The organism is Pedobacter nanyangensis (assembly GCF_003313505.1).
In the GTDB taxonomy this organism is placed as follows: domain Bacteria; phylum Bacteroidota; class Bacteroidia; order Sphingobacteriales; family Sphingobacteriaceae; genus Pedobacter; species Pedobacter nanyangensis.
The window spans coordinates 311,352-324,217 of sequence record NZ_QMHO01000001.1 but is presented as its reverse complement, the minus strand read 5'-3'; the positions used below and the strand labels follow the sequence as shown (position 1 = coordinate 324,217).

Here is a 12,866-nt window from a genome sequence, read left to right as displayed (position 1 = left end):
TTAGTCGTTTACGTTTTCGTCTCTTTTATTAGATAAATAAATAGTGCCTATTACAAAACAAAGCGCTGCTATGCCAATAGGGTACCAAAGGCCGGATAGCGGGGTAGAACCTTTAAAACTGGCAATTAAGGTGGCCACAAATGGTACCAAGCCCCCAAACACACCATTTCCAATGTGATAAGGCAGCGACATGGAAGTGTAACGGATTTTGGTTGGGAAAAGTTCTACCAAAAATGCGGCAATTGGCCCGTATACCATGGTTACCAATAATACTTGGAAGAAAATTAATCCTACAAATACCCAGAAATCGTTAGAAGCCAGTTTTTTGTCTTTGTAAAGCACTGGCGCATGTCCAATGGCCTTGCTGGCATCCGCATAAAGCGTGTCTACCTGTACTTTATGAAAAGAAGAACCATCCAACAAACTCACCATAGTTGTGGTGGTTACTAAGCTATCGCCGCTTTCATGTTTGGCTGTTCTTACTGCAGTGGATGCGTTATGTAAGTCTACAGTGTGAGTTGCGTCATGTATCGCCGTGCGTAAAATAATTGGTGCAGAAACTTCTTTGATTTCGCTGGGCGTAACATTGCTCACATCCGTTCTGTTTAAAAACTCTTGGTAAATGGGGCGATAGCAAATGACACCCAATAACATTCCTGTAAGCATGATCCATTTACGGCCAATTTTATCACTCCAAGCACCAAATATTACAAAGAATGGCGTGGCAAAGGCAATGCCCCAAAGCAGGATGTATCTCGAATCGTTAAAATCTACTTTACACGTATTTTCGATGAAGGATTGTGCATAAAATTGCCCCGTGTACCAAACCACCCCCTGGCCCATGGCTGCACCAAATAGTGCTAGTAACACCATTTTAAAGTTCGATTTTTTGCTAAAGCTTTCTTTCAGTGGGTTTTTAGAGATGTTTCCTTCGCTTTTAAGTTTGCTGAACAGAGGCGATTCGTGCATTTTCATGCGGATGTAAACCGATACCAAAATCAACACAATAGAAAGCAAAAAGGGAACTCTCCAGCCCCAGTCGGCAAACTGCTCGGCACCAATGATGTTTTTGGTGATTACAATTACGCCAAGCGAGAGAAATAAGCCCAAGGTTGCAGTGGTTTGTATCCAACTGGTAAAGAAACCGCGTTTACCTTTGGGAGCGTGTTCGGCAACATACGTGGCTGCTCCGCCATACTCGCCGCCCAGGGCCAAGCCTTGGATCAATCTTAAAATTAAAACTAAAATAGGGGCGGCATAGCCGATGCTTTGATAGGAAGGGATTAGGCCAATTAAAAAGGTGGAGCCACCCATCAATACCAAAGTGAGCAAAAAGGTGTATTTGCGGCCAATTAAATCGCCTAAGCGACCAAAAACTAATGCCCCAAAAGGCCTTACAATAAAACCTGCGGCAAAAATGGCCAGGGTGTTGATCAGGGCTGATGCGCCCGCGTCAGAAGGAAAAAGCTGAGCGCCGATAATGGTGGCCAAACTACCAAAGATGTAGAAATCGTACCATTCAATGAGCGTCCCCAGTGAGGACGCTCCAATTACTTTGAAAATGTTGTTGGTTTTGGGTTCGTGGTTCATATAAAGGTTAGGTTCAAAATACTAAAACTAAACCTTTAAACTCTAAATAGCAACATTTTACTGAAAATATGCTAAGATACTACAGGTTCATTCCGCCTGATACTTCTAGCCTTTGGGCATTTACCCAACGTGCTTCTTCAGCACATAGGAAAGCAACCACGCCGCCAATGTCATCAGGTAGGCCTACTCTTCCTAAGGCTGTGTTGGCAGCAATCACTTTGTTCACTTGTTCGTTATCTCTCACTACACCACCACCAAAATCAGTTTCAATGGCCCCTGGTGCAATGGTATTTACGGCAATTCCTCTTGCGCCCAGCTCTTTCGCCAGGTATTTGGTAAGCACTTCAATAGCTCCTTTTAACGAGGCGTAAACACTATAACCAGGCATGGCGAAACGAGTTAAACCCGTAGATACGGTAATAATCCGGCCGCCATCAGCAATTAAAGGCAACAATTTTTGGGTAAGAAAGTACACTCCCTTGAAGTGGATATTGGTAAGCAAGTCAAATTGTTCCTCGGTGGTTTCGGCAAATGGCGTGTTGATCCCAATACCTGCATTGTTCACTAAAAAATGGAAGTTTGTGCTATTCCATTTTTCTTTTAAAACCCTGCTTAACTGCGAAGAAAAATCTGTAAAGGTTTTAGCTTCTCCTACGTTTAACGGTATGGCGGCTGCTTTTCTGCCCAAAAATTCAATGGTACTTACCACTTCCTCTGCTTCTTCTTTTTTACTGTTGTAGGTGATGATGACATCATTTCCCTTTTGTGCCAAAGCAATGGCCATGTTTTTGCCTAAACCGCGACTTGCGCCGGTAACTAATGCTATTTTTGAGGTTTCCATGCTGTTTGTTATTTTTTATAGTTTCAATACAAATATCAGCACTGTAGGTTCGGTAAAAATGGTGACAGTTTAAGTATTTTCAATCAACTGTTTTCGGTATTGCCTAGGTGTAATTCCTGCAAAGGATTTAAAAAACTTGGTAAAGTTGGTGGGATCGGTAAAGGTAAGCTTAAAGCTGATTTCGTTGATGGGCTTATCCGTTTGGCTCAGCATTTTCTTCGCTTCTGCCATCACTCGCTGCTCGGCAAAATGGCAGGGCGAATAGCCCGTGGTTAATTTAATGGTATTGCTAAAATGAGTAGGATGTATAAATAATTTTGCCGCAAAATCTTTGATATGATACATTTGCTCGGTTTTCCCAAGTAAAATATCATCAATATGGGTATCAAGCAAACTAAAGAAATCTTTGGTAATTTCCTCTTTGCGGCTCAACAGTTTTTTTGGAATTGGCATGCACTAATTTAATTATGGCGTAGCCATTATTTCATAAACAAACTGTCATAAAATTTTATTGTTCTTCTTTAAAATAGAGTTTGTAGCAGTTCATTCCCTTTTCTGCATCGTAGTCTTTCTCTATCATATCCTTGTTCCCATGGATATAAACATGGAAATTCTTGTCAAGTTTTAGGATACTTTTAAAATCCTTGGCCTGTTTTTTTACGGCTGCCGTAGAGATATCAAAACTGTCGGCAATTTGGGTGTCAAATTCTTCCTCATAAGATTGCTTGTAGTTCTTAAAGAGCTCAATTCCCTCTTCGTTGGCAATTACCTCATTGGCAAATTCGTCCATGTCAAAGGTTTCTTTCTCTTTAAAATATTTCATCGATCGGTTAAGTAAGTCGATTTTGTCGGTTTTCTCTACATCAAATTCCTGGTCTAATTTCTCGGTAACGAAGTTTTTGTAAACGTCCATGACATTTTGGGTTTGGTTAAAGTTATCGTTCCTCACTTTTAACATCAGGAACTGATCTTTCCAGTAAGCAGCCTCCGAGGTGCGGCTGGTGGGATCAATTACCACTACTTTATAGCCTTCTTCGGCTTCCGTTTTGAAGATTAAACAACCTTTGTCCAGTTTATTGATGTTGATGCCTTGTTGTTCGTAGCTAAGCCCAAACCCGCCATTTTCTGGATAAACCTTGATGTAGCTTTCTTTGTTTTCAGAACGGAAAATGCCAATGGCGTCGTGCAAATCACCTTCAATTTGTATATTTTCAAAATATCCTACATATAGCTCTCCTCCTTTAACTTTTGGATGGTCTGCTACTTCAAACAGGTAAGTGGCAATGTGCTTACTGTTTTCGTGAAATAAGCCGCCGTCGGCAAATATTTCTGTGGCAAGGCGGTAAATTTCGTTCGAATTTAAATCATTGCTGTGCTGCGTAAAACGATAAACTTCGTTAACCTTTTGAAAAGGAGAAAGAAAATACTGTTTTAACAGCTGGTTGAGCATTTCATCCGCGATGTGCATTGAGCTATCGGAAAGCGAATAATATTCATCGTTTGTTTTATTGCCCACGTGGTGCACAGAAAGCTCTGCTAAATTCGACTCGAAAAAAGATACCATAAATTTGAATTGAGGAGCAAAGGTATTAAAAAGTAGGCAGTACCGAAGATGGAAAAATAAAGCAGCGTTGTTCTTGATATAAAGAGTTTAGCAACGTCTTTAATTGACCATTTGGTTCATAAAAAAAGGGCTTCGGTTTCCGAAGCCCTTGTGATATTTTTTCAAAGAAAACTATTTTTTTTCTTCCTCTACGGGGGTGTTGCGCAATTTAACAGGTTTTGATGAATTCTTTTTCATCCTTAAGTTCAACATTTCTACCAAAACAGAGAATGCCATGGCAAAATAAACATAACCTTTAGGAATATGTTGATCCAGACCTTCTGCCAATAAGGAAACCCCAATTAACAATAAGAATGATAAGGCAAGCATTTTTACCGTTGGGTGCTTGTTCACAAAATTACTGATGGCGCCTGCAGATATCATCATGATGATTACGGCAATCACTACAGCGGCAATCATGATTTCGATATGATCAGCCATCCCTACGGCGGTAATTACCGAGTCGAGTGAGAAAACAATATCCAAAATCAAGATCTGGATAATGGTGCCTGTAAATGAATGTGGCTTTACATTGCCTTCACTTTCATGCTCACCTTCCAGCTTGTTGTGGATTTCGTGCGTGCTTTTGTAGATCAGGAATAAACCGCCTATCAGTAAAATCAGGTCTCTGCCAGAAATGGCCAGTTTTTCGAGCCAAACGGGATCGCTTATGCCCAGCCACTCGCCAATGTTGAACAACGGCGTGGTAAGTCTCATGATCCAGCTTAGAGACATTAGCAATAGCACACGGGTAATCATGGCTAAGGCCAGGCCCAACTGGCGAGCTTTTTTTTGTTGGTGTTGTGGGAGTTTCCCGGCCAAAATGGAAATAAAGACAATATTGTCTATCCCTAATACAATTTCTAAGACAGTTAGTGTGAGTAGTGATATCCAGGCTTCTGGACTACTTAAAAATTCCATAAATGATTTTTAAAAATATATGCTCGAAGATAAAACAAAAAAGGGAAGCTTTTGCTTCCCTTCAAGTGAATTTATTTTTAACCTCTTCCAGGTCTGCCGCCGCTATTTTCGCTTCGGTTAGGTCTTCCTGAGTTTGATGACCCAGATGATCTGTTGTTTGATCCTGAGGATTGTTGAGTTCTTTCTACTCTTTCCATCCTTTGTGGTTGGGAACGCTCCATTCTTTCTGGGCGTTCTGCGCTTCTTTGTGGAGGAGCGGTTTGTTCGCTTCTTCGTTCATATGATGAAGAACGAGAAGGGAAGGTAGGTCTGCTGCGTTCAGCTTCACGATTATTTTGTTCTGTAGGAATTGCGGCTTCTCTTTCTCTAGACCTTCCAAAAACGCTACTTCTATCGTTTCCACGTCCGTTGTTATCATCAACCCTGCTTTCTCTAGTAGGGGCATTGGCATTGCCGCGTTCTCTGGAGATATTGTTATCAAAGTTGCGGCTATTATTTCTGTCGCCTCTGTTGGTATAAACATCATCTGCGCCTCCACGGCCAGGCCTGCTCACGGTTCCGCTCCTTTCAATTCTATCTCTGGTTACGCTAGCATCTACTACTTGTCTTGGAGCTGCTTTAGCATTGTCGCTACCTCTGCTCGGACGTGGAGCATAAATGTTTACGGTGTTGTTCTCAATCCTGTTTCCGCCAGATCTACTTACTCTTGAAACATTATATACGGTTACATCACGATTGGTTGCTCTCCTGATATCGTCTGCTCTCGGCCCAGTGTAATAAGTCCTGTTGTTGCGTACGTAGGTGTTGTTAATGATCACCGTATTTTGGATGTAAACTCTGTTTCTTCCGCTATAATATCTAGGATAGCTGTTGTAGTAGATATTCCTTTCTGGAATGAAGTTCCAGCAAAAATCAGGCACAATGTAACGACGTCCGATATTGATGTTGATACTGATGCTAGGACCTAAAGGCGCCCATCCATAATAACCGCCACCACTTCTCCAACTTACCCAGGCTGGTCCCCAAACGGTGTCAGGAATCCATACCCATCTGTTGTACCTGTTGTATATCCAACGGCCGTAGTGGAACGGAGCCCAGCCCCAGTCGTAATTGGATACCCAGGTGTTGCCGTATTCGGTCATAGCCCAGCGGCCGTTGGTATAATATGGCCTAAATTCATCTTGGTCTACATCTGGTCGCCAAACGTAGCCATACTCTGGATCATTGATCCAGGTTCCATAAGGAGAAAGCTCATCGTAAAATGTTTGCAGGGAAACATCGTCATATTGAGCTTTTGCCTCTTGTGTGGTCCCGGTGAGGAGCAAAAGTCCTAGCACCACTGCCGGGAATTTGATCAAGCTTTTCATGTCTGTGTGTTTTAAATATTTTAATTAATTAACCTAACGGTTAGTGAATATCAATTTGAGAACCAAAGCATGTTAAAAACCGTTAAAGCAACAAGAAAGTTGCGGGTTTGTGATATTTAACGTATGTTTCAGCCCTTTAAGTGTGCGTTGCTGTCTTAAAATTATGTCATTTATGGTTTGGCGTAGAACTAAATTTGATACAGAAAGGACCTAGCAAAACACCTGTTGGCGCTTTGTTGTTTTTTAAAATTTTAATTTTGCCATAAAATCCAATCCATATCAATGAAAAAAGGTACGCTGTTTTTAATTCCCGTTCCCCTGGCAGATCATGCCGCTCACAAATCTTTTACACCGTTTTTGGTAGATACTGTCAATAGCATCAACACCTATATTGTAGAAAATGAAAAAACAGCACGTAGGTTTTTAAAGGAAGCGGGATTAAAAACGCCGCAAAGTGAGTTGCTTATCCATGATTATGGCAAGCATAAAAGAGGCAGTTCTTTAGTGCCTTTTTTTAAAGAACTTAATGAAGGGGCTAGCGTGGGCCTGATGAGCGAGGCGGGTTGCCCGGGAGTTGCCGATCCGGGAGCGGATATTGTTGCCGAAGCGCACCGGAGGAACATTAAAGTAGTGCCTTTAGTTGGTCCAAATGCCATGCTGCAAGCACTGATGGCTTCGGGTTTTAGTGGACAGAGCTACGCTTTTACTGGCTACCTGCCTATTGATAAAGGCGATAGGAGCAAGCGAATAAAAGATCTGGAACAATTGTCGCAACGCTATCGGCAAACACAACTGTTTATGGAAACGCCTTTCAGAAATAATCAGCTGTTGGAAGAAGTGCTGAAAAACTGCCAGCCTAATACGTTGCTGTGCATTGCCAGCAATATCAATGGCGAGGATGAGTTTATTAAAACATTGCCCGTGGGCTTATGGCGCAAAGAAAAGGTAGACCTTCATAAAAAGCCTACAGTATTTCTAATTTATAAGGGGAACTGATTTTTAAGGTTAATAGGTTTCGCTATCTGGAGGGATCCCATAATCAACAAAATTCACTTCGTCTTTTTTCCTTTTGGAGGTAAATAGCGATTTCACTTTGTTGAAAAGGCCTGTTAGGCTTTCGGCATCCAAGGATTTACCAATTTTGCCAGAAACCAAAGCAGCGATGCCCTTGGTTAAAAATCCAGAGCCTCTAAAAACCGTTTTGTTTAAAAATAGGGGAAGTATTAACGACATGATGCTGCCGCTCAAATTGGTTTTTTCATCCAACTTCAACAAGCTTTGCGGATTAAAGAAATCTTTGATCAGGTTTAAGGGAGAAAACTGCTTAATATAAGTTTTAGTATCCGCCTTTAGCTGGTCTTCTTTTGCCAGATATTCGCTCTTTACACGACTAATTTCAAGCTGTAATTCAGCTAAGGACCCTATATCTCTACGCTTCTTCATCTTTATCTGCTATTTTGTCAAAGTATTTTTTAATAAACATGTTCACCAAAAGTCTTTCGATGAATTTATCCTTGGTTAGGAAAACGATAATGGATAAAAGCAAATAGATGCCCGCTACGCAGCCAAATCCGGCAACATAACTGCCAAACACCTCTGCCAAATATAAGGCTAAGGTTATGGTGCCAAGTATAAAGGCCAGCAGGAAGCATACCACTACTACGGTATTGGTAATGAGATCTGAAAATAGCTTGGAACCTTTTTCTACCGATTTTAAGTGGATATACTCCAATCGGGTATCTACGTAACTTTTGGCATCAGATACAAGTTCCTCAATATTCTTTTCTTTTTTTTCTTCCATTATCGTTTATCAAAGGTGTTTATACTTTATACGTGCTCTACTTCGTCTGAGTATTCTTGCTCCACATCACGAAGTTTGCCTTTTATAGAATTAACTACTTTGTCTTTTAAGCTGCTCAAGTTATTGATTTCGTCAGCTGCTCTTTCTTTGATAGAATCACCAAAATCTTTCAGTGATTGACCCAGTTTGTCGCGTGTATCACTGCCTTTGTCCGGAGCAAAAAGTATTCCTAGGGCTGCTCCTGCAGCTAGTCCTGCTAACAAGGCTACTACTACTTTTGAATTGTCGCTCATGTTTTTATAGTTTTAATGTTAAAAAATGAAAAATTATCTCAACCTACGTTAATTAAACTTCGTACAAATACAAATTGTTTTAAGTATTTGAATTTATGTGATAGCAAAATCTGTGCCTGTTGAGTATCCTAATATAAACAAAAAAATGCCTCAGGCAAGCCAAAAGGGATATTTTTACGCAATTGTTGCCCAATGCTTTTATTGGATAGGCAGTTGCATCACAAACAGGCTGCCATGGTGCTGAGGTTTGAAAACCAGGCGGCCATTATGCGCTAAAACAGAGCGTTCAGCCTCGGTAAGCCCAAGTCCTTCGGCTTCTTTTTTTGTAGTGAAAAAAGGTTCAAATATCTGGTGTTCCAACTCGGGGTCAATCCCTTTTCCATTATCTTCTATCAGGATAGAGTACATTCCGCTATCGTTGATGGTGCTGATATTTAGGATTTTCGGATAGCTTTCCATGCTTTCAACGGCATTGTTCAGCAGGTTTACCAAGGCCGTTTTAATTTGTTTGGCATCAATGGAAAGATAAGTTTCTGAAGGCAGTAGGTGCTTTTCCAAGATGATGCGATGGCCTAAAACAAGATCGTTAATTTCGGCTAGGGCTTCTTCAATTAATGCGTTGATGCCTGTTTTTTGCTTTTGTACGGGCTTGTTTTCGGTACTTGCGATAAAGTTTTTGGTCAACTGGTTAATGTTGTCCAAATTGGTTTTGATAATGTCCAGATTGTTCTGCAAAGTCTCGTTATAGGCCAATGCATCATCAGAGGTAAGTTCGTGCAGCACCAAATTGATGGTAGAAAGCGGATTTCTAATCTCCTCGATAAAGCCCTTTGCAATGTGCTCCGAAATGGAAAATTTACTTTCGTGGATGAACTTGGTTTCTTGGTGTTTCCTATAGGTAAGGTCGTGGATGATGGTGTGGTAAACCTCCACCATGTTCTGCGGGTCTATCTGTAAAAATGAGGAAAGACTGCAATAGTACACCTGACCTTTGCTCGAAACCATTTGGCATTCAAAGTCGCTTACTGCACCCTTGGTTTCCAATTCCTGGATAAAATTTTCGCGATCTTCTGGTGTGTAAAACAGGGTACGGTCGTTAGTTTCCAACATTTCTTTAATGTGGTAACCAAAGAAGTTTAGCCCGGCTTTGTTGATATCCCTAATCTTTCCGGTATAATCTGAAATGAGGATAGGCTCCTTGGCCTTGTCAAAAATGATCTTGAATTTATGTTCGCTTTCTTTAAGTGCGCTTAGGGTTTCACTCTGTTTTAGTGCATAGCGAAGGCTTCTGTCTAAGGTGTCGGGCTCAATTTTATCCTTTACCAAATAATCTGCGGCTCCCACGTTCATGGCTTCTTCATCTATTTTATAGTCGCCCTTTCCGGTAAGGATAATGATAGGTTCCTTAATGCCCGAAAGCACGGCTTCGTTCACTAAATCTACACCGGTGTATTTGCCCAGTCGGTAGTCTACCAGGTAAATGTCGTAGTGGCGTTTCAATACAGCGTTTATCCCTTTCTCAAAAGTGTCTATCCAGGTTAATTCATATCTGTCAGCCTGATTGATACGGCTGAAAATCTCTTTCGTGATAATGAAGTCATCTTCATCATCATCAATTAACAAAACCCTCACTTTGTTCATAGTTCATGTTTAGGTATTAAGCCATTTGTTGGCAATGGTATTGGTAATGCCTACCAGATCGCTGAAAGAGGCTGGCTTGGTAAAAAACTCGCTGGCCCCTAAGGCCATCACCGAATCGATATCTTCCTTGTTTTTGGTGGTAGAAAGCACCACCAAAGGGATGTTTTTGGTCTCAGTGTTTTTCTGTAGTTCTTTAATTACGCCTCTGCCATCTAAAACAGGCATATTTAAGTCTATAACGATTAAATTAGGCAGTTTATTGGTTAATAAAAGTTGTTGTATATGTTCTATCAATAGTTTTCCATTGTTTAAAAAGGTTACCATGTTTTGGTTGATTTCCGAAAAAGCGTCTTTAAGCATGAGCGCATCGTCAGGGTCATCCTCGGCAATTAAAATGAGTGGGTTGTGCATAGTGGTCATTTAAGCGGCGTTAGATTTAAGGGGTAAAACGATGAAAAAAGAAGCTCCTTCACCTTCGATACTCTTGGCAAAGATAAATCCAGCGTGGTTTTCAACAATTTTTTTGCATATCGCTAGCCCAATTCCCGTTCCTTTATATTCTGTTCTAGAATGTAGGCGCTGAAAAAGGTCGAAGATTTTACCTGCATAGCTCTCGTCAAACCCTATTCCATTATCAGTAATTTTGATGATGCAATAAGGGATATGGGCTATTGCTCCAGTTACGGGAACGTTACTGCCCATAAGCGTTTGAGAGGTTATATCAATTTGGGGGTGCGTATCTGGTTTGAAAAATTTAAGGGAATTGCTAATAATGTTCTGAAAAACCTGTGCCAGCTGGGGGGCAATGCCTTCCACTTTTTCATGAACGGAAAGAGATATTTTGGCATGGGTGTTTTCAATGGTATAATCCAAATCATGAAGTACTTTGGAAATGAGCTGGTTCAGGTCTACCGGTTCAAAAGCCTTTGTTTGACGGGTAACCTTAGAAAAAGCCAAGAGGTCGTCAATTAAAGTCTGCATGCGCTCTGCGGCATTTTGCATCCTGTTGATGTAATCTTTGCCCTCCTCATCAATCTGCTCGGTAAACCTGCTTTTTAATCGATCGCCGAAAGCTCGTATCTTCCTGAGCGGTTCCTGCAGGTCATGTGAGGCAACGTAAGCAAATTGCTCCAAGTCTTTATTGGAAACGTTAAGTTCGTTAATTTTCTCTTCCAGTTTCCGTTGGGTTTCCTTGAGTTGTGTTACATCTTGGGTATTGCCCAAATAAGCATAGCCGTTGCCCACTTCGTCTGCCTTGAACTTGGCTGTGGTAGACATGTACCTGACCTCGCCATTGGGCCTTACAATGCGATAGCTGGCCTTAAAGGAGGTTTTGTTTTTCCTTGATTCCGCAAAAATTTTCCTTAGCCCCTGTGCATCTTCAGGATGTATAAAATTAAAGTAGGAACTAAGGGAAACAATCGTGGAGTGGGGTAGGTAGCCATGGATATTGAACATTTCATCGGACCAAAAAATGTGTTCTTGGTTGGAATGCCATTCCCAGCTGCCGTTATGAGATACTGCTTCGCCCTCACGTAGTAGGGTTTCGTTTTTTCGGAGCTTTAGGGTTGCTTCTTTGAGCTCGGTAATGTCTTGTATGGTGCCAATTAGTTTGTTTTCTTTCCCTGAAAAATAACCTTGGTTAAGGACATAGCGCTTAGCTCCGTCAGGCTGTACAATTTGGTACTCGGCAGCAAAAGAAGTTTTGTTTTTTACGGCGTTTGAAAGTTCCTTGTTTAGTTTTTTACTGTATTCTGCAGCCACTACCTGCTGTGCAATGGCATGTGTTGGTTGAAAAGAATTGCCCTCAAAGCCGTAAATTCGATAAAGCTCGTCAGACCATTTATAAGCGTTGGTCCTGATATCAAGCTCCCAGCTGCCCAGCTTTGAGATTTTTTCGGCATTTGCCAGTAAACCTTCCCGCTCCAATAAATTAGCGGTCAAAGCTTGTTTTTCCTTTACTTCCACATCCAGCTTGGCAATCATCCGCTGCTCATTCCTAACGGTTTCTACATAGTTAAGGATAATACCCGCCAAGGGAACGAGGTAGCTGATAAAGCGCAGATAGTGGGCAGCGTTAAAATACGTGTCGAAAGCCGTAGTGCTTAACGCCATGAACAACTGCGCTAAAAAAAGTGGCGCAATGCTTAAAATCAGGAGCTTTGAAAAAATACCCTGGAAACGATGCATAAATTTGGGCAGGTAAAATACGGCCCAAATAAAGAGAAAGATAAGTGGCAGAAACGAAAGCAGGTCAATTTGTGCCATTTGGTCCAGAACTAATTTCCGCTGAAGTATGGTGTGGGTGTTGGCCATGATGAATACGCAGGTGAGCCCCGCAATTACACTGGTAACGGCCGTGCGCCAAATAATCCTGCTCTTTTGTTCGGGCAATCTCAGGTTGCGCGATTTTATCCTCAAATAAACGGCCGTTCCAACCAGTAAGGTTAAAGAATAGAACAGCCTGTTGACCCACCAGATAAAGTATAGGGTTTCAGAAATGCCCTGCTGAGCATTGGCGGAGTTTTCATGCAAAATCAGCAGGTAATAAACATCTAAAATGGCAGAGATAAAAAGTGTAATACCAAAGAGGGTGATGGTAAGCTCTTTCCTGATGGTATAGTCAATCATGGCTAAAATGCCTGTAAACAAGGCTGCTGCGATGCCAAAGGTAGTCCAAATGCTGGTGTAAAAATTTGGCTTTACATTAAAAAACAGCACCTCTTGGGAAGCTTTGCCAATCAATATAGATAATATTACGGATAGTAGCGGTGCGATACACAGCAGCATAACTATCCACAATATTTTT

General features: G+C 41.3%; 13 protein-coding genes. 1 reads left to right on the top strand and 12 read right to left on the bottom strand.

All coding sequences use genetic code 11. The features are described 5' to 3' along the window. From DUT71_RS01520 to DUT71_RS01495, 6 genes are all read right to left on the bottom strand, one after another. Entirely contained in the window at positions 1–1,590 is a 1,590-nt protein-coding gene (locus DUT71_RS01520) for an MFS transporter (RefSeq protein ID WP_113660755.1), read from the bottom strand. A gap of 79 nt (positions 1,591–1,669) precedes the next feature. Beyond that, positions 1,670–2,431, bottom strand: coding sequence for an SDR family NAD(P)-dependent oxidoreductase (locus DUT71_RS01515; RefSeq protein ID WP_113660754.1), 762 nt, complete (start codon positions 2,429–2,431; stop codon positions 1,670–1,672). A 69-nt stretch (positions 2,432–2,500) separates the two neighbouring features. Beyond that, positions 2,501–2,884: a helix-turn-helix domain-containing protein gene (locus DUT71_RS01510; RefSeq protein ID WP_113660753.1), complete on the bottom strand. Its 384-nt coding sequence runs from the start codon at positions 2,882–2,884 to the stop codon at positions 2,501–2,503. A 55-nt stretch (positions 2,885–2,939) separates the two neighbouring features. Further along, entirely contained in the window at positions 2,940–3,995 is a 1,056-nt protein-coding gene (locus DUT71_RS01505) for a nucleoid-associated protein (protein ID WP_113660752.1), read from the bottom strand. 171 nt (positions 3,996–4,166) lie between these two features. Further along, entirely contained in the window at positions 4,167–4,955 is a 789-nt protein-coding gene (locus DUT71_RS01500; RefSeq protein WP_113660751.1) for a TerC family protein, read from the bottom strand. Between the two features lie 77 nt (positions 4,956–5,032). Further along, the gene (locus tag DUT71_RS01495) at positions 5,033–6,322 is read right to left on the bottom strand and encodes a DUF6600 domain-containing protein (RefSeq protein WP_113660750.1); all 1,290 of its coding nucleotides are present in this window, start codon (positions 6,320–6,322) and stop codon (positions 5,033–5,035) included. Positions 6,323–6,604: 282 nt separating this feature from the next. Between DUT71_RS01495 and DUT71_RS01490 the strand changes: the two genes are divergently transcribed. Continuing rightward, positions 6,605–7,318, top strand: a complete 714-nt coding sequence (locus DUT71_RS01490; protein WP_113660749.1) for an SAM-dependent methyltransferase — start codon at positions 6,605–6,607, stop codon at positions 7,316–7,318. A gap of 9 nt (positions 7,319–7,327) precedes the next feature. On the opposite strand, the gene DUT71_RS01485 is transcribed toward DUT71_RS01490, so the two are convergent. From DUT71_RS01485 to DUT71_RS01460, 6 genes are all read right to left on the bottom strand, one after another. Further along, positions 7,328–7,765 (bottom strand): hypothetical protein, encoded by a 438-nt coding sequence (locus tag DUT71_RS01485; protein ID WP_113660748.1) that lies wholly within the window; start codon positions 7,763–7,765, stop codon positions 7,328–7,330. Further along, complete coding sequence (locus DUT71_RS01480) at positions 7,752–8,123, bottom strand: phage holin family protein (protein WP_162926612.1); 372 nt, start codon at positions 8,121–8,123, stop codon at positions 7,752–7,754. The genes DUT71_RS01485 and DUT71_RS01480 overlap by 14 nt, the downstream gene beginning before the upstream one ends. Positions 8,124–8,149: 26 nt before the next feature. Continuing rightward, positions 8,150–8,416 (bottom strand): YtxH domain-containing protein, encoded by a 267-nt coding sequence (locus DUT71_RS01475; protein ID WP_113638336.1) that lies wholly within the window; start codon positions 8,414–8,416, stop codon positions 8,150–8,152. A 198-nt stretch (positions 8,417–8,614) separates the two neighbouring features. Continuing rightward, positions 8,615–10,057, bottom strand: coding sequence for a hybrid sensor histidine kinase/response regulator (locus DUT71_RS01470; protein WP_113660747.1), 1,443 nt, complete (start codon positions 10,055–10,057; stop codon positions 8,615–8,617). Positions 10,058–10,066: 9 nt separating this feature from the next. Beyond that, positions 10,067–10,477 carry a response regulator gene (locus tag DUT71_RS01465; protein ID WP_113660746.1) on the bottom strand — a complete coding sequence of 137 codons (411 nt, stop codon included), beginning with the start codon at positions 10,475–10,477 and terminating at the stop codon, positions 10,067–10,069. Further along, complete coding sequence (locus tag DUT71_RS01460) at positions 10,478–12,847, bottom strand: PAS domain-containing protein (RefSeq protein ID WP_162795910.1); 2,370 nt, start codon at positions 12,845–12,847, stop codon at positions 10,478–10,480. It lies immediately after the preceding gene. Positions 12,848–12,866 lie beyond the last annotated feature (19 nt).

Excerpts from the sequence above, each read along its gene's own strand:
- DUT71_RS01520 (WP_113660755.1), bottom strand. The coding sequence starts at position 1,590 with ATGAACCACGAACCCAAAACCAACAACATTTTCAAAGTAATTGGAGCG.
- DUT71_RS01515 (WP_113660754.1), bottom strand. The coding sequence starts at position 2,431 with ATGGAAACCTCAAAAATAGCATTAGTTACCGGCGCAAGTCGCGGTTTA.
- DUT71_RS01510 (WP_113660753.1), bottom strand. The coding sequence starts at position 2,884 with ATGCCAATTCCAAAAAAACTGTTGAGCCGCAAAGAGGAAATTACCAAA.
- DUT71_RS01505 (WP_113660752.1), bottom strand. The coding sequence starts at position 3,995 with ATGGTATCTTTTTTCGAGTCGAATTTAGCAGAGCTTTCTGTGCACCAC.
- DUT71_RS01500 (WP_113660751.1), bottom strand. The coding sequence starts at position 4,955 with ATGGAATTTTTAAGTAGTCCAGAAGCCTGGATATCACTACTCACACTA.
- DUT71_RS01495 (WP_113660750.1), bottom strand. The coding sequence starts at position 6,322 with ATGAAAAGCTTGATCAAATTCCCGGCAGTGGTGCTAGGACTTTTGCTC.
- DUT71_RS01490 (WP_113660749.1), top strand. The coding sequence starts at position 6,605 with ATGAAAAAAGGTACGCTGTTTTTAATTCCCGTTCCCCTGGCAGATCAT.
- DUT71_RS01485 (WP_113660748.1), bottom strand. The coding sequence starts at position 7,765 with ATGAAGAAGCGTAGAGATATAGGGTCCTTAGCTGAATTACAGCTTGAA.
- DUT71_RS01480 (WP_162926612.1), bottom strand. The coding sequence starts at position 8,123 with ATGGAAGAAAAAAAAGAAAAGAATATTGAGGAACTTGTATCTGATGCC.
- DUT71_RS01475 (WP_113638336.1), bottom strand. The coding sequence starts at position 8,416 with ATGAGCGACAATTCAAAAGTAGTAGTAGCCTTGTTAGCAGGACTAGCT.
- DUT71_RS01470 (WP_113660747.1), bottom strand. The coding sequence starts at position 10,057 with ATGAACAAAGTGAGGGTTTTGTTAATTGATGATGATGAAGATGACTTC.
- DUT71_RS01465 (WP_113660746.1), bottom strand. The coding sequence starts at position 10,477 with ATGACCACTATGCACAACCCACTCATTTTAATTGCCGAGGATGACCCT.
- DUT71_RS01460 (WP_162795910.1), bottom strand. The coding sequence starts at position 12,847 with ATGCTGCTGTGTATCGCACCGCTACTATCCGTAATATTATCTATATTG.